Origin of the sequence: Nocardia sp. NPDC005746, assembly GCF_040630785.1 — a bacterium.
Taxonomy (GTDB): Bacteria; Actinomycetota; Actinomycetes; order Mycobacteriales; family Mycobacteriaceae; genus Nocardia.
In genome coordinates this window covers 111,882-126,787 of the sequence record NZ_JBEXYE010000014.1, presented here as the reverse complement: position 1 = coordinate 126,787, position 14,906 = coordinate 111,882, and the positions used below count along the sequence as shown (strand labels likewise).

Sequence of the window (14,906 nt, the reverse complement as noted above, 5' to 3'; positions counted from 1 at the left end):
GGTAGCGGATGGTTCAGCCCGCCACGACCGGTCGTGGCGGGACGCCGACGTATTCGCTCAGCGGCCGGATCAGGGCATTGGATTCGCTCTGCTCGATGATGTGGGCGGCCCAGCCGCTGACGCGGCTCATCACGAAGATCGGGGTGAACGCCTCGATGTCGAAGCCCAGCAGGTAGTAGGCGGGACCGGTCGGGAAATCCAGGTTGGGTGCGATTCCGGTGGCCTCGTGCATGGCTCGTTCGAGAACGTCGTACATCCGGATCCATTTGCCGCCGTCGGTCGCGGTGGCGATGTCGAGCAGGGCCTTCCGCATGGTCGGCACCCGGGAGTCGCCGTTCTTGTAGACCCGGTGGCCGAAGCCCATCACCTTTTCCTTGCTCGACAACTTGTTCCGGAGCCAGGCCTCGGCCAGGGCGGGGTCGCCGATCTCGAGCATGTCGTGCATGACCGCCTCGTTCGCCCCGCCGTGCAGGGGACCTTTGAGCGCACCGATGGCGGCGGTGACCGCGCTGTAGATGTCCGACCGGGTGGAGGTGACCACGCGGGCGGCGAAGGTGGAGGCGTTGAAGCTGTGCTCGGCGTAGAGGATCAGCGATATCTCGAAGGCCCGCACCAGTTTCGGCGCGGGCACCGCGCCGAAACACATGGTCAGGAAGTTCTCGGCGAAGCCCAGGTGTGAGTGCGGCGCGATGGGATCCAGGCCGTGCCGGCGGCGGTGGTCGGCGGCGATGATGGTGGGCAGCACGGCCATCATGCGTAATGCCTTGGCGCGGTTGGCCTTCGGCGAGTTGTCGTCCTCGGCCGGATCCTCCGCGCCGAGGTAGCTGATCGCGGTGCGCACCACGTCCATCGGGTGGCAGTTCTCCGGCAGTTTGTGCACCAGCGCCAGCAGCGACCGGTCGGCCCGACGGGCCGCCCGCTCCTGTTGCAGGAACCGCTCCAGCTGGGCGTCGGTGGGCAGTTCGCCGTACCACAACAGGTAGGCGACCTGTTCGAAACCGCAGTGCGCCGCCAGATCCTGGACCGCGTAGCCGCGATAGGTCAGCGAGTTGGTTTCCGGCACCACCTTGGAGATCGCGGTGGTATCGACGACGACGCCGGCGAGACCCCGGTAGATGGTCTGGATCTCCGTCATCACTGGTTCCTTCCCAGGGTGAAATTGAAGATGTCGGAATCGAATTCGTTGTAGCGCTCGTAGTCGAGGAGCTCGTAGAGGCGGCTGCGGTGCTGCATACGGTCCAGCAGTCCGGACTGGGTGCCGGTGGCCGCGATCTCCCGCAGCCCGGTCTCGGCCGCGAACATGGCCAGCCGCAGCGTGGTGACCGGGTAGATGACGGCGTTGTAGCCGATCGATTCCAGCGTGGACGCCGGAATCAGGTCGGACTTGCCGAACTCGGTCATATTGGCCAGCAGGGGAATCGAGACGGCGGCCCGGAACTTCTCGAAGTCGGCCGGGGTGTGCAGCGCCTCGGTGAAGATCAGGTCCGCACCGGCGTCGGCGTAGGCCCGGGCCCGGTCGACGGCGGCGTCGAGGCCCTCGATCCCGGCCGCGTCGGTGCGCGCGCAGATCACGAGATTCGGGTCACGCCGGGCGGATACGGCCGCGCGCAGGCGGCGCGTCATCTCCTCGACCGGAACCACCGCCTTGCCGTCGAGGTGGCCGCAGCGCTTCGGATTGACCTGATCCTCGAGGTGCAGCCCGGCGATCCCGGCGTCCTCCATGACGGTGACGGTGCGGGCGGCGCTCATCGGCTCCCCGAATCCGGTGTCGGCGTCGATGAGGACGGGCAGGTCGGTGACCCGTGCGATCTGCTGCCCGCGCCCGGACACCTCGGTCAGGGTGGTCAGCCCGATATCGGGCAGGCCCAGATCGGCGGACAGCACCGCGCCCGAGACGTAGACCCCTTCGAAGCCGATCTCCTGGATCAGCTTGGCCGTCAAGGGATTGAACGCCCCCGGGAACCGCTGGATCGTGCCCGACGTCAGGCCCGCCCGGAACGCGGCGCGCTTGTCGGCGGCCGCGGTGGCCGCGGCGATCAGGCCGGTCATCGGAACAGGCCCTGCGGCGAGCGGGGCGCGCGGGCGAGCACGTCCGGCGCGACGGTGACCGTGAGTTCCGGCAGCTCACCGGCGGACAGCTCGCCCGCACGCTGGACCACCTCGAGGAAGCGATCCTGCTCGGCGGGTTCCACGACGCCTTCGGCGAGGGTGCGGAACTTCGCGATGTACTGGTCGCGGTCGAAGGGCCGTGCGCCCAGGGGATGTGCGTCGGCGACGGCCAGTTCGTCGACGATGACTTCGCCACTCTTCAACGTGATCTCGGCGCGGGCGCCGAACGCCTTCTCGCTCGGGTCGGTGGAGTGGTAGCGCCGCGTCCACTCCGAATCCTCGGCGGTGGAGATCTTGTTCCACAGCGTGATGGTGTCCGGGCGTCGCGCGCGCCCGGGCGCGTAGGAGCGCTCGTGGTGCCAGGCGCCGTCCTGGAGAGCGACCGCGAAGATGTACATGATCGAGTGGTCGAGGGTTTCGCGAGAAGCCCCGGGGTCGAACTTCTGTGGATCGCCCGACCCGGTGCCGATCACGTAGTGGGTGTGGTGGCTGGTGTGCAGCACGATCGTGGCGATCTGATCCAGGTCGCCGATCCGTTCGCGCATCCGGCACGCGAGGTCGATGGGGGCCTGGCTCTGGTACTCGGCCGAGTGCTCCTTGGTGTAGGTGTCGAGGATGCCGCGCTTGGGTTCGCCGGGTCCGGGCAGCGGCACCGAGTACTCCGCGTCCGGACCGCCCAGCAGCCAGGCGATCACGCCGTCCTCGCCCTCCCAGATCGGCGCCGGCGCACCCTCACCGCGCATCGCGCGATCCACCGCCTCCACGGCCATCTTCCCGGCGAAGGCGGGGGCGTAGGCCTTCCAGCTGGAGATCTCGCCCTTGCGGGACTGCCGGGTGGCGGTCGTGGTGTGCAGGGCCTGGCCGATGGCCTGGTAGATGATCTCGGCATCCAGTCCGAGCAGCGTGCCGATCCCGGCGGCGGCCGACGGACCCAGGTGCGCGACGTGGTCGATCTTGTGCTCGTGCAGGCAGATCGCGCGGACCAGATCGACCTGGATCTCGTAACCCGTTGCCAGACCGCGAATCAGGTCACGGCCGCCGCGCCCGGTGTGCTGGGCGACGGCGAGGATCGGCGGGATGTTGTCGCCCGGGTGCGAGTACTCCGCGGCCAGGAAGGTGTCGTGGAAGTCGAGCTCACGCACCGCGACTCCATTGGCCCAGGCCGCCCATTCCGGCGAGTAGGAGCCGGGCGCGCCGAAAACGGTCGCGCCCGGTGCGTACGGATGCGCCAGGGCCTGGGCGCGGGCATTGGCGACGGGACGACGGGTGATGGAGGCCGCCGCGACCGCCGCGTTGTCGATGAGCCGATTGACGATCATCCGCTCGACCTCGGGGGCGACCTCCACCGGATCGGCGGCGACCTCGGCGATCCGCCAGGCGAGGTGTTCCGCGCGGGGGAAACGCTCCGCGGAGCGGTGGGTGCGGACCAGATGGTTCTTCATATTTCGCACGGTACACAGCAGGCATGAGCCGGAAAATCCCTTGCAGAAGCCTATTTTTGCGGAACAGGAACCCTGATTCGGTGAAAGTTGTGAAAGCTCGGATTGCTAGATTGAGCGCATGCAGAAGATGTACGCGGGCGCGCGCCTGCGCGCCTTGCGGGAGCGCCGGGGCCTGTCGCAGTCCGCACTGGCCAAGACGCTCGAACTCTCGGTCAGCTACATCAATCAGCTCGAGCACGACCAGCGCCCGCTGACCGTGCCGGTACTGCTGCGCCTGAACGCCCGCTTCGACCTGGACATGGGCTTCTTCGCCGCCGACGTCGACGCCCGGCTGATCGCCGACCTGCAGGACGTGTTCGCCGAGGATCCCGAGGGCGCCGACATCACGACCGCCGAGATCGACGACCTGGTGGCCCGGGTCCCGGCGGCCGCGCGGGTGCTGGTCGGCCTGCACCGTCGCCTGCGCGGCGCCACCGAGCAGATGGAACGCGTCTCCGCCGGAATCGACGGCGACGCGGGCGAATCCGCCGCCGCCATGCCCTACGAGGACGTCCGCGACTACTTCTACGACCGGCGCAACCACATCCCCGAGCTCGACACCGCCGCCGAGCAGCTGTTCGACCGCAATGGCCTGAGTCTCGGCGGACTCGACCTGCAGCTGACCCGGTTGCTGCGCGAGCAGCACGGCATCGCGGTCCTCATCCGCACCGACGATCCCAGCGATCCGGGCCCCAAACGGGTTTTCGACCCCGACAGCCGCGTGCTGACCCTGGCGCGGCGGCTCACCGCCGGTCAACGCGCGTTCCAATTGGCCACGCAGCTCGCGTTTCTCACCCAGGCCGAGGTGATCGCCGACCTGATCGACGCGGCCGACACCATGCCCGAGAATTCGCGCGGCCTGCTGCGCACCGGGCTCGCCAACTACTTCGCCGGAGCCCTGATCCTGCCCTACACCCGCTTCTGGGACGCGGCCGAATCCCTGCGCTACGACATCGAACTGCTGGCCGCCACCTTCGAGGTCGGCTTCGAGACCGTCTGCCACCGCCTGTCGACCCTGCAGCGGCCCGGCAAGCGCGGGGTGCCGTTCTTCTTCGTCCGCACCGATCGCGCCGGGAACATCTCGAAACGCCAGTCCGCCACCGCGTTCCACTTCTCCCGGGTGGGCGGCAGCTGCCCGCTGTGGGTGGTGCACGACGCGTTCTCCACACCGGGCAGCATCCGAACCCAGATCGCCCGGATGCCCGACGGCCGCAACTACCTGTGGCTGGCGCGCACCACCGACGAGAAGACGCCCGGATACCTGTCCCCCACCCGGGATTTCGCCATCGGGCTGGGCTGCGACCTGACCTACGCGGACAAGCTGGTGTACTCGCACGGCCTGCCCGTCGACGACCCGCGCACGGCGGTGCCGATCGGCGCGGGCTGCAAGGTCTGCGAGCGCACCGACTGCGCACAGCGCGCGTTCCCGCAGTTGGGACGCCCGATCCGGGTGGACGACAACAGTTCCCGGACCATCCCTTACGCGCCGATCACCTGACCGGACGGCCGGGGCGCACCGCGTTCGTTCGCACGGAACACGGCGCGGCACGCCCCGGTTCTCGGCTACCGCAACGCGTGCGCGGCGGCCACGAGATTGCGCAGTGACTCGGTCACCTCGGCGGTGCCCCGCGTCTTGAGACCGCAGTCGGGGTTGACCCAGAGCCGTTCGGCCGGAACCACTTTCAGTGCCCGGGTCAGCGCCTCCTCGATCTCCCGGACGCCGGGCACGCGCGGCGAGTGGATGTCGTACACGCCCGGCCCCACACCCAGGTCGAAGCCCGCCGCGTTGAGGTCGCCGAGCACCTCCATGTGCGAGCGCGCCGCCTCGATGGAGGTGACATCGGCATCCAATCCCGCTATCGCGCCGATGATCTCACCGAATTCCGAATAGCAGAGGTGGGTGTGGATCTGGGTGCCGTCGGCGACCCCGGAAGTCGCCAGCCGGAACGCCGTCACCGCCCAGTCCAGGTATTCGGGCTGATCGGCGCGGCGCAGCGGCAGCAGCTCCCGCAAGGCCGGTTCGTCCACCTGGATGATGGCGGTCCCGGCGGCCTCCAGGTCCACCGTCTCGTCCCGGATCGCCAGTGCGAGCTGGCGAGCGGTGGCGGCGAGCGGCTGGTCGTCGCGGACGTAGGACCACGCCAGGATGGTGACCGGCCCGGTGAGCATGCCCTTGACCGGTTTGCCGGTCAGCGACTGCGCGTAGGTGATCCAGTCGACGGTCATGGCCGCCGGCCGGGCCACGTCGCCGAACAGGATCGGCGGACGCACGCAGCGAGTGCCGTAGGACTGCACCCATCCGTTCGCGGTGGCCGCGAAGCCCTCCAGCTGCTCGGCGAAGTACTGCACCATGTCATTGCGTTCGGGCTCGCCGTGCACCAGCACATCGAGACCGATCTCCTCTTGCAGCGCAATGACTTCGGCGATCTCGGCGCGCATGCGAGCGTCGTACTCGGTCCGGTCGATCTCGCCCCGGCGCAGGGCGGCGCGCGCCAGCCGGATACGGCCGGTCTGCGGGTAGGAACCGATGGTCGTGGTCGGCAGCGGCGGCAGGTCCAGCCGCTCCCGCTGCGACCGCCGTCGCTCCGCCGCGGGCGCCCGACGCGCGGCTGCCGCGTCCAGTGCGGCCAGCCGGTCACGCACCGCCGTGTCGCGCAGTCGCGCGTCGGATCGCCGGTCCAGCACCGCCGTTCGCGCGATCTCCAGCTGCTCCGCGACCGCGTCCTGCCCCTCATGCAGGACGGTGGCCAGCAGCCGGATCTCGGCGATCTTCTCGGTCCCGAACGCCAGCCAGGACCGCAGGCGCGGCTCCAGCTCCGGCTCGGCGGCGAGGCTGTACGGAACATGCAGCAGCGAGCAGGAACTCGACACCGCCACGGGCGCGCCACCTGCGGCGAGCGCGGCCGGCCCGGTCAGCGCCCGATCGGGATCGGTGCGCCACACGTTGTACCCGTCGACGACGCCCGCGACGAGCAGCGTCCCGGAAAGCCGCCGCGCCGCGGCGATATCCGCGTCACCACCCGACACCAGATCGACGGCGAGGCCCTCGATCCCGGTGTCCGCCAGCGCCGGCAGCGCCGCGCCCAGCCGGCCGAAGTACGAGGCCACCAGCAGATCGGGCCGCGCGGCGACCGAGGCCAGCCGCTGATACGCCGAACGCACCACTGCCAGTTCGGTGTCCGTCAGGTCGGTGACCAGCACCGGCTCGTCGAGCTGCACCCACCGCGCACCCGCGGCCGCCAGCAGGCCCAGCAGCCGTTCGTACAGCGGCAGCAGATCGGGCAGCCGATCCAGCAGCTCGCTGCCGTCCACCGACTTGGCCAGTTTCAGGAAGGTGACCGGTCCGATGATGACCGGCCGGGCCGGAATGCCCAGCGCCAGAGCCTCTTCCAGTTCCGCGAGCGGCTTGTCCGGGTGCAGGGCGAACCGGGTCGAGGCCGAGAGCTCGGGCACCAGATAGTGGTAGTTGGTGTCGAACCACTTGGTCATCTCGAGCGGCGCGATATCGGCGGTGCCGCGCGCGGCCGCGAAGTAGCGGTCCAGGTCGTCGGCGATGCCGTGCACCCGCTCGGGCAGCGCGCCCAGCAGCACCGCGGTGTCGAGCATCTGGTCGTAGTAGGAGAAGGTGCCCACCGGAACCGAGTCCAGTCCGGCGGCGTGCACCGCCAGCAGTTGCGTGGCGCGCAGGCCACCGGCGAGGCCGTGGAGTGCGGCGGCGTCGATCCGCCCCGCCCAATACGCCTCGATCGCGCGTTTCAGTTCCCGGTTCGGTCCGATGCGGGGCAGCCCCAGCACCGTGGCGGTGAAGGTGTTGTCAGGGTTCAACATTGATGAACTCCACGGTCAGCAGTGATGACCGCCGCCCAATATGAGCGCACGCTGACGGAGCCCATGCATCGACCGTGCCCGGATCCGATCGGCGTAGCGCCCAGTCCACGAGGCGACGACCGCCGGATACGGCGTATCCGGCACGACGGGCAGGTCTTCGGACTCATGGGCATCGACCCGATACTCGGGTCGGCCCCGGCACGAGACCGAGGCGGACCTACCGGCCGTCGCTTCCCAGGCATGCGCCCAGTGCTGATGACGGCGTTCGTTCCCATTCACCGCTGCGGGACAGTCCCGGATTCCCACCGGGTTCCCTCTCACCCGGCGGCGCGCGAGCGCGGCGGCGGGCTTCGACGCCGTCGAATGGGTCAGGGGCTCCTCGACTCCACCTCCGGCGAACCAGTTGCGTTGGCGAATATAGCCCAGCGACACCACGATCCCGGCATCTCACCAGGTGGTCGACCCGGGCAGGCGGATTGACCAGCGGCGATGCCCTTTCGTATGGTTGATCGACGATGTCATGAGGAATCCGGTGCAATGCCGGAACGGTCGCGCCACTGTGAGCAGCCCGGTCTCCCCGCGAGACGGATGCGAGTCAGACCCTCACATCGTCGGTTCGATCGGCAACGGGGACGCGGAATCCCCCTGACTCAAAGGAGTCCTTCGTGGCTACCTCTTTCGCTCCTCGCTCCGGTGTCGGCAGCGGCGCGCTCGCGATCCCGTCCACCGCCCTGTGGCTGGTCGGCACCACCCTGCTGGCCCTGCTGGCCATCTACTTCATCGGCATCGATCAGGGTGCGGTGTCGGTGTTCGGCAGCGACATGCACGTGCACGAGTTCGTGCATGACGGCCGCCATTTCCTCGGTTTCCCCTGCCACTAGCACCGGGAATCGAGTAACCACAATGGAAAAGCGAATCATCGGCCGAGGAGTCCTGCTGGGGGCCCTCGGCGGATCGCTGGCGTTCGTCTTCGCCCGGATCCTGTCCGAGCCGATCATCGACCGCGCCATCGCCTACGAGGGGGGCCGCGACGACGCGCAGATGGCGCTCGACAAGGCCGCCGGCAAGCCCATGGACATGGACCACGGGGCCGAGCTGTTCACCCGCGCGCAGCAGCAGAATGTCGGTCTCGGCTTCGGCGTGATCGTGTTCGGCGCGGCACTGGGCGCGCTGTTCGCGGTCGTCTACTTCCTGGCGCTGCGCAAGGCCGGGAAGATCTCACCGCGGAATCTGGCACTGCTGGTGTCGGGCGGCATGTTCCTGGCGCTGTACGCGGTGCCGTTCCTGAAGTACCCGGCCAACCCGCCATCCGTCGGGAATCCGGACACCATCGAGGAGCGCACGGCCCTGTACGTGGGCCTGATCGTGATCACCGCGGTCGCGTTGGTGACCGCGATCTGGCTGGGCCGCAGACTGACCGCGCGCCTGGACAATTGGACCGCGTCGGTCGCCGCCGCGGCGGGTTTCGTGGTGGTGATGGGCGCGCTGCTGGCGCTGCTGCCGTCGTTCTCCGAAGCGCCGGGACCGTTGCAGGACGCGTCCGGCACGATCGTCTTCCCGGGCTTCCCCGCCGACGACCTGTACCACTTCCGGCTGTACGCGTTCGCCGCCCAGCTCATGGTGTGGGCGGTCATCGGGGTCGGCTTCGCCTGGCTGGCGCCGCGCCTGCTCGGCGACCGCGCCCCGGCCGCGCCCGCCGTGGCGGCATGAGCGCGGTCACCCGTCTGACCCTGGTGACGCACGCGATCACCGATGCCGTGCAGTCCGCCCGCTTCCCGGCCGATGAACCGCTCAACCCGCTCGGGTCGCGGTCGGCCGAGCAGGCGGGCGGGCTGCCCGGCCCGGCGCCCGCGACGGTGCTCCACGCACCGGAGCTGCGGGCCGAACAGACCTGTCGGGCCCTGGGATTCACCGGGACCCCGGAGCCCGCGCTGCGCGATCTGGACCATGGCGACTGGGCCGGGAAGACGATGGACGACCTCGCGCCCGAGCAGCTGATGGGCTGGCTCACCGATCCGGGCTTCCGCGATCACGGCGGCGAATCGATCACCGGGTTGATCGACCGCGTCGGCGACTGGCTGCGGGGCCTGGCCGGGCGCGGCGACCGGATCGTCGCGGTGACGCACCCCGCGATCGTCCGGGCCGCCGTGCTGCGCACTCTCAACGCTCCCCCGGAGTCGTTCTGGCGCCTCGACATTCCGCCGCTGAGCGCCACCACCCTGAACCACCGCGCCCCGGCCTGGACGCTGCGCGCGACCGCGCTCGAGTTGGCGTCCTGAATCAGCCCGCGCCGGCGTTCCGAATCGTCAGGCGTGCGGCGGGAACTGGCCGTCCGCCTTCACCTTGGTGCCGTCGAGGGTGAAGGTGACGACGCTGGGACCGCCCTGCGGGCAGCACATGGGATCGCTGTTGTCGAGCCAGCGGTAGGTCAGCTGCAGCGAGTTCCGCGTCTTTCCGGTGACCAGCGTGTACATGTACGGATCGGAGGTGGCGGTGCCCAGATAGGTGCCGCCGGTGAAGAACAACACGTGGGTGTACGGGTGATTGGTGTTGGAGTTCACCGTCATCCACGACAGCACACCGTCGCAGCCGGAGGCCAGCTCCACCTGGCTCGCCTCACCGGTCTGCCAGCCGCCCACCGGCGGCGGAGACAGCAGCGCGATGGCGGCCCGGGCCAGATCGGAGTTGATGTCGAAGCACAGCCCGTGCCCGCTCCCGGCGGGTGCGGTGCCCGGCTGCTGCGGCGCGGACGTCGGCGCGGGACTCCCCGCCGCGGTGGTGGCCGGGCCGCCGGGGACGGTCGCCCCCGGACCGGCGGGGCTGGTCGTCACCGGGCCGGTCGACGACCCCGGATCGCACGCGGTGGTCACCGCCACCACGGCGGCCGCCATCGCGAGCAGAGCCGCTGACCTGGTCTTCACGAGTCCTCCCCGAGTACGCTTCACGCCCTCATCATCGGCCGCGTGAGCAGCGGCGTTATCGAGAACCGCTGTGCGAGAATGCGGCATGAGCATCAAGATCGACGCGCTCGATTCCGCGCTGCTCCGGGAACTGGCGGCCGATCCGCGGGTGCCGATCCTGGAATTGGCGCAACGGCTCGGGATCGCGCGGAACACCGTGCAGGCGCGGATGAAACGGCTGGAGGCGGCCGGGGTGGTCCGGGGGTATCCGCCGGACGTGGATCTCGAGGCCATCGGATTCGCGGTGCACGCCTTCCTCGGCATCGAACTGGACCAGAACAAGATGAACGACATTGTGGAGTCGTTGCGCGCGTTCCCGAACGTGCTCGAGGTGCACGCCACCACCGGGCGCGGCGACCTGCTGGTCCGGGTGGCGGCCCGGTCGCAGCCGGATCTGCTCGGCGTCATCCAGCGGGTGCACGCCATCACCGGCGTCAAGCACACCGAGACCATGCTGGCGCTGGCGACGCCGATCGAATACCGGTCGCTGCCGCTCGTCGAGCATCTGACCAGTCACCCGGCCTCCGACTGACCAGAATGCTGCGCACATCATAGTGTTCCAGATCACTTTTGAGCAGTCTGATCAACTTTTCGCCCGACTGTTGACACAGATCACCCTTCACGGCAGATTTCGCAGCACCGATCGCTTGGTCCCTTCGTTGCAGCTCACAATCTGAGCTGTGGAGAGTGTGGTGACTGTTCATGACCGACGTTGCCTGCGCGCCTGCACCACAGGCCGAACCGGCTACGCCCTACGACCTCGCCGACCGCTACCGGTCGGGTGCGGGTCCGGTCCTCCTCACCGGCGTGCAGGCCATCGCCCGCCTGCTGGTGGAACAGCATGTGCGGGATATGCGCGCCGGTCACCGGGTCGCGACCTTCGTGTCCGGGTATCAGGGCAGCCCGCTGGGCGGCGTCGACAAGATGCTGCTCGGCATGCCGACCGTGCTGACCGAACACGACATCGCCTTCGTGCCCGGCTTCAACGAGGAGCTCGCGGCCACCGCGGTGTGGGGTAGCCAGGCCGACCTGCCCACCGGGACGCCGACCCACGACGGCGTGGTCGGCGTCTGGTACGGCAAGGGCCCCGGCGTGGACCGGGCCACCGACGCCATCCGGCACGCGAACATGTACGGGGTCAATCCGCGCGGCGGCGTGCTGCTGCTGGTCGGCGACGACCCGGCCTCGAAGTCCTCGACCGTGCCCGCGGTGAGCGAACGATCCCTGGCCGCCATGGGTGTGCCGGTGCTGTTCCCGCGCAACGCCCGCGAGATCATCACCATGGGGATGCAGGGCATCGCGCTGTCGCGGGCCTCGGGGTGCATCGTGGCGCTGAAGATCGTGGCCGATGTCGCCGACGGGGCCTGGACGGTGGACGGCTCGGTCGCGAACCTGCCCATCGCGGTGCCCGAAGTGCAGTGGGAGGGCAAGACTTTCGCCTACCGGCAGCGGCCCATGGCGGCTCCCGCCGACAGCGTGCTCGCCGAGGCCGATCTGTACGGGCCGCGCTGGGCCACCGTGCGCGCCTTCGGCGCCGCCAATGACCTCGATGTCATCGAGGTCGATCCGATCCACGCGCGGATCGGGATCGCGGCCACCGGCACCACCTTCGACGCGGTCCGGCAGGGCCTGCACGATCTCGGCGTCGACGAGGCGGCCATGCACCGGGCAGGAATCCGCCTGCTGCGCATCGGCATGCCGTATCCCGTTGGCGCGCAGCGGGTCACGGAGTTCGCGCGTGGACTTGAACAGATCATCGTGGTGGAGGACAAGACCGCCTTCGTCGAGACCCAGATCCGCGAGATCCTGTACGGCGCCGCCGACGCCCCGCGCATCCTCGGCAAGCTGGACGGGAACGGGCTGCCGCTCATGCCGTTCGACGGCGAGCTGACCGCCGGCCGCCTGCTCGGCCCGCTGCGCCGGGTGCTGCGCGAGCACGTCGAGCTGAAGAAGGCGCCGCCCCCGGCGCTTTCGCTGGAGGCGCTGTCCGCCAAGCGCACCCCGTACTTCTGCAGCGGCTGCCCGCACAACCGCTCCACCGCGCTGCCCGAGGGGTCCATCGGCGGCGGCGGCATCGGCTGCCACACCCTGGTCACCCTGTCCGGGCGCGGCGACAGCGCGGTCACCGGCCTCACCCAGATGGGCGGCGAGGGCAGCCAGTGGATCGGGCAGGCCCCGTTCACCGATGTGCCGCACCTGTTCCAGAACATCGGCGACGGCACCTTCTTCCACTCCGGGCAGCTGGCCGTGCAGGCGTGTGTGGCGGCGGGGGTGAACATCACCTACAAGCTGCTCTACAACGAGGTCGTCGCCATGACCGGCGCGCAGGACGTGGAGGGCGGGCTGACGGTCGCCAAACTCACCCACAAGCTGACCATGGAAGGGGTCAGGCAGATCATCATCTGCGCCGACGATCCCAAGCGGCACAACAAGAAGGCGCTCGCCAAGGGCACGCTGCTGTGGCATCGGGACCGGCTCGACGAGGCACAGAAACTGCTGCGCGAGGTCAAGGGCGTGACCGTGCTGATCTACGACCAGCATTGCGCCGCCGACGCGCGACGGCAGCGCAAGCGCGGCACGCTGCCGGTGCGCAATACCCGCGTGGTGATCAACGAGGCGGTGTGTGAGGGCTGCGGCGACTGCGGCACCAAGTCCAACTGCCTGTCGGTGCAGCCGGTGGAGACCGAGTTCGGGCGCAAGACGCGCATCGACCAGACCTCGTGCAATACCGACTACAGCTGCCTGGACGGGGACTGCCCGTCCTTCGTGACGGTGGAGCTGCGGCCGGATGCCAAGGGCGGCAAGGGCTCCCGGCGCGTCCGCGGCCTGCGCCGCAAGCCGGCCGAACCGCCCGTCGTGGCCGATCCTGGGCTCGGCGCCCCGCCGGGCACGCAGAACGTGCTCATCGCGGGTATCGGTGGCACCGGCATCGTGACGGTCAACCAGGTGCTGGCCACGGCCGCGCTGCGCGCCGGGTACGCGGTCGAGAGCCTCGATCAGATCGGGCTGAGCCAGAAGGCCGGGCCGGTGCTGTCGCATCTGCGCTTCTCCACCACGGAATTGGAGCCGTCGAACCGGCTCACCCCCGGCAGCGCCGACTGCATCATGGCCATCGACCTGCTGACCGCCGCCGACCCCAAGAACCTCCAGTACGGCGACCCGAACGGGACCGTGGTCGTCGCCTCGACCAGCAAGACCCCGACCGGCGACATGGTCTACGACAAGTCGGTCGCCTACCCCGAGACCGGGCCGCTGCTGGATCGGCTGGCGGCGGTGTCGGATTCGCAGGTCGACTTCGACGCCCTGGCCGCCGCGCAACACCTGTTCGGCACTACCGCCTCAGCCAACTTCCTGATGGTCGGCGCGGCCTTCCAGACCGGTGGCCTGCGGCTGCCCGCCGCGGCGATCGAGGAGGCGATCGGCATCAACGGTGTCGCGGTGTCGGCCAATATCGCGGCCTTCCGCTGGGGCCGGGTGGCCATCGCCGATCCGGCCGCGTTCGCGGCGGCCACCGATTCCGGTGCGGCACAGCGCGCTCCACGGGTCGCGCCCGCCGAGCTGCTGGCGGGCACCGGCTTCGACGGCGAGGTCCGGCGACTGGTGGAACTGCGCGCCGCCGAGCTGATCGACTACCAGAACGCCAAGGTCGCCCAGCGCTACATCGACACCGTCCAGGCCACGTGGACCGCGGAGCGCGCGGTCACCGAGCGCACCGAGTTCACCGAGGCCGTGGCGCGTGGACTGTTCAAGTTCACCGCCTACAAGGACGAGTACGAGGTCGCGCGACTGCTGGTCGATCCCGCGTTCCTGGACGAGGTCCAGGCGCAGGTCCCCGGCGGCGAGAACCTCACCTACAAGCTGCACCCGCCGGTGCTGCGCGCGCTGGGCCGCAAGAAGAAGATCGGCCTCGCCCCGAAATCCCATGTGGCCCTGAAGCTGCTCGCCAAGGGCAAGGCGCTGCGCGGCACCAAGCTCGACCCCTTCGGTTACGCCCACGTCCGCAAGGTGGAGCGGGAACTGCTGTCCCACTACACCGGCATGGTGCACCGGCTCGCGGCCGGTCTCACCGTCGACGGGTACGCCACCGCCGTCGCGGCGGCGGCGCTGCCCGATCTCGTCCGCGGCTACGAGGATGTCAAGCTCGGCAATGTCGAGCTCTACCGCGCCCGCCTGCGCGAACTCGGCCTCGACGGCTGACACGTCGCTGCCCGAGCCGGACAGCTCGGGCAGCCTCGGGTGGCGAACCCGGCGTCGACCGCGACCAATTCCACACCAGCCCACAGCAATACGGCGACGATCAGCGACCGTCGCCCGCCCTCGGCGATCCCTGACCACCCCATGGCGCGGGATCGCCACGGCCCGCGCCCACCGGACGCGACCGCCGAACACCGGTCACGGCCGAGCGGCATACCCGCCGCCGACCCTGCCCGACCCGCTGCCACCCGCGTGGCAGTTCCCCGGCCGCCCACCACGCGGCCCCACCCGGCCGCCACGAGCGGCGTCCACGAAAGGAATCGACCGTGACCGC

General features: G+C 69.7%; 11 protein-coding genes and 2 riboswitches. Of the genes, 6 read left to right on the top strand and 5 right to left on the bottom strand.

The window, feature by feature from the left end; translation table 11 throughout:
- Window positions 1-13: 13 nt before the first annotated feature.
- From ABZ412_RS25275 to prpD, 3 genes are read right to left on the bottom strand one after another with little or no spacing between them, the layout of a single operon-like run.
- Window positions 14-1,135, bottom strand: coding sequence for a bifunctional 2-methylcitrate synthase/citrate synthase (locus tag ABZ412_RS25275; RefSeq protein ID WP_357284429.1), 1,122 nt, complete (start codon window positions 1,133-1,135; stop codon window positions 14-16).
- Window positions 1,135-2,049 carry a methylisocitrate lyase gene (gene prpB / locus ABZ412_RS25270; RefSeq protein ID WP_357284427.1) on the bottom strand — a complete coding sequence of 305 codons (915 nt, stop codon included), beginning with the start codon at window positions 2,047-2,049 and terminating at the stop codon, window positions 1,135-1,137. Before prpB ends, ABZ412_RS25275 begins: the two co-directional genes overlap by 1 nt.
- Window positions 2,046-3,551, bottom strand: a complete 1,506-nt coding sequence (gene prpD / locus ABZ412_RS25265) for a 2-methylcitrate dehydratase PrpD (RefSeq protein ID WP_357284424.1) — start codon at window positions 3,549-3,551, stop codon at window positions 2,046-2,048. The genes prpB and prpD overlap by 4 nt, the downstream gene beginning before the upstream one ends.
- A 118-nt stretch (window positions 3,552-3,669) precedes the next feature.
- Between prpD and ABZ412_RS25260 the strand changes: the two genes are divergently transcribed.
- Window positions 3,670-5,088: a short-chain fatty acyl-CoA regulator family protein gene (locus tag ABZ412_RS25260; protein ID WP_357284421.1), complete on the top strand. Its 1,419-nt coding sequence runs from the start codon at window positions 3,670-3,672 to the stop codon at window positions 5,086-5,088.
- A 65-nt stretch (window positions 5,089-5,153) separates the two neighbouring features.
- Here ABZ412_RS25260 and metE read toward each other — a convergent pair whose 3' ends face one another.
- Window positions 5,154-7,418: a 5-methyltetrahydropteroyltriglutamate--homocysteine S-methyltransferase gene (metE, locus tag ABZ412_RS25255; RefSeq protein ID WP_357284418.1), complete on the bottom strand. Its 2,265-nt coding sequence runs from the start codon at window positions 7,416-7,418 to the stop codon at window positions 5,154-5,156.
- A gap of 151 nt (window positions 7,419-7,569) precedes the next feature.
- A riboswitch (cobalamin riboswitch) is annotated at window positions 7,570-7,736 on the bottom strand.
- 154 nt (window positions 7,737-7,890) lie between these two features.
- Window positions 7,891-8,044, top strand: a riboswitch (cobalamin riboswitch).
- 39 nt (window positions 8,045-8,083) lie between these two features.
- Between metE and ABZ412_RS25250 the strand changes: the two genes are divergently transcribed.
- Genes ABZ412_RS25250 through ABZ412_RS25240 form a run of 3 tightly spaced genes read left to right on the top strand, consistent with a single transcriptional unit; the run spans window position 8,084 to window position 9,697 of the window.
- Window positions 8,084-8,299, top strand: a complete 216-nt coding sequence (locus tag ABZ412_RS25250) for a CbtB-domain containing protein (protein ID WP_357284416.1) — start codon at window positions 8,084-8,086, stop codon at window positions 8,297-8,299.
- Between the two features lie 22 nt (window positions 8,300-8,321).
- Window positions 8,322-9,128: a CbtA family protein gene (locus tag ABZ412_RS25245; RefSeq protein WP_357284413.1), complete on the top strand. Its 807-nt coding sequence runs from the start codon at window positions 8,322-8,324 to the stop codon at window positions 9,126-9,128.
- A complete protein-coding gene (locus ABZ412_RS25240) occupies window positions 9,125-9,697 on the top strand; it encodes a histidine phosphatase family protein (RefSeq protein WP_357284410.1) in 573 nt (190 codons plus the stop codon). The genes ABZ412_RS25245 and ABZ412_RS25240 overlap by 4 nt, the downstream gene beginning before the upstream one ends.
- A gap of 27 nt (window positions 9,698-9,724) precedes the next feature.
- Here the strand turns inward: ABZ412_RS25240 and ABZ412_RS25235 are convergent, their stop codons facing one another.
- A complete protein-coding gene (locus tag ABZ412_RS25235) occupies window positions 9,725-10,339 on the bottom strand; it encodes an LppP/LprE family lipoprotein (RefSeq protein WP_357284408.1) in 615 nt (204 codons plus the stop codon).
- A gap of 85 nt (window positions 10,340-10,424) precedes the next feature.
- Between ABZ412_RS25235 and ABZ412_RS25230 the strand changes: the two genes are divergently transcribed.
- Together ABZ412_RS25230 and ABZ412_RS25225 are read left to right on the top strand one after the other, a co-directional pair.
- The gene (locus tag ABZ412_RS25230; protein WP_357284405.1) at window positions 10,425-10,910 is read left to right on the top strand and encodes an Lrp/AsnC family transcriptional regulator; all 486 of its coding nucleotides are present in this window, start codon (window positions 10,425-10,427) and stop codon (window positions 10,908-10,910) included.
- Between the two features lie 170 nt (window positions 10,911-11,080).
- Window positions 11,081-14,575, top strand: coding sequence for an indolepyruvate ferredoxin oxidoreductase family protein (locus ABZ412_RS25225; RefSeq protein WP_357284402.1), 3,495 nt, complete (start codon window positions 11,081-11,083; stop codon window positions 14,573-14,575).
- Window positions 14,576-14,906: the final 331 nt, after the last annotated feature.

Excerpts from the sequence above, each read along its gene's own strand:
- ABZ412_RS25245 (WP_357284413.1), top strand. The coding sequence starts at position 8,322 with ATGGAAAAGCGAATCATCGGCCGAGGAGTCCTGCTGGGGGCCCTCGGC.
- metE (WP_357284418.1), bottom strand. The coding sequence starts at position 7,418 with ATGTTGAACCCTGACAACACCTTCACCGCCACGGTGCTGGGGCTGCCC.
- ABZ412_RS25260 (WP_357284421.1), top strand. The coding sequence starts at position 3,670 with ATGCAGAAGATGTACGCGGGCGCGCGCCTGCGCGCCTTGCGGGAGCGC.
- prpD (WP_357284424.1), bottom strand. The coding sequence starts at position 3,551 with ATGAAGAACCATCTGGTCCGCACCCACCGCTCCGCGGAGCGTTTCCCC.
- ABZ412_RS25230 (WP_357284405.1), top strand. The coding sequence starts at position 10,425 with ATGAGCATCAAGATCGACGCGCTCGATTCCGCGCTGCTCCGGGAACTG.
- prpB (WP_357284427.1), bottom strand. The coding sequence starts at position 2,049 with ATGACCGGCCTGATCGCCGCGGCCACCGCGGCCGCCGACAAGCGCGCC.
- ABZ412_RS25275 (WP_357284429.1), bottom strand. The coding sequence starts at position 1,135 with ATGACGGAGATCCAGACCATCTACCGGGGTCTCGCCGGCGTCGTCGTC.
- ABZ412_RS25240 (WP_357284410.1), top strand. The coding sequence starts at position 9,125 with ATGAGCGCGGTCACCCGTCTGACCCTGGTGACGCACGCGATCACCGAT.
- ABZ412_RS25225 (WP_357284402.1), top strand. The coding sequence starts at position 11,081 with ATGACCGACGTTGCCTGCGCGCCTGCACCACAGGCCGAACCGGCTACG.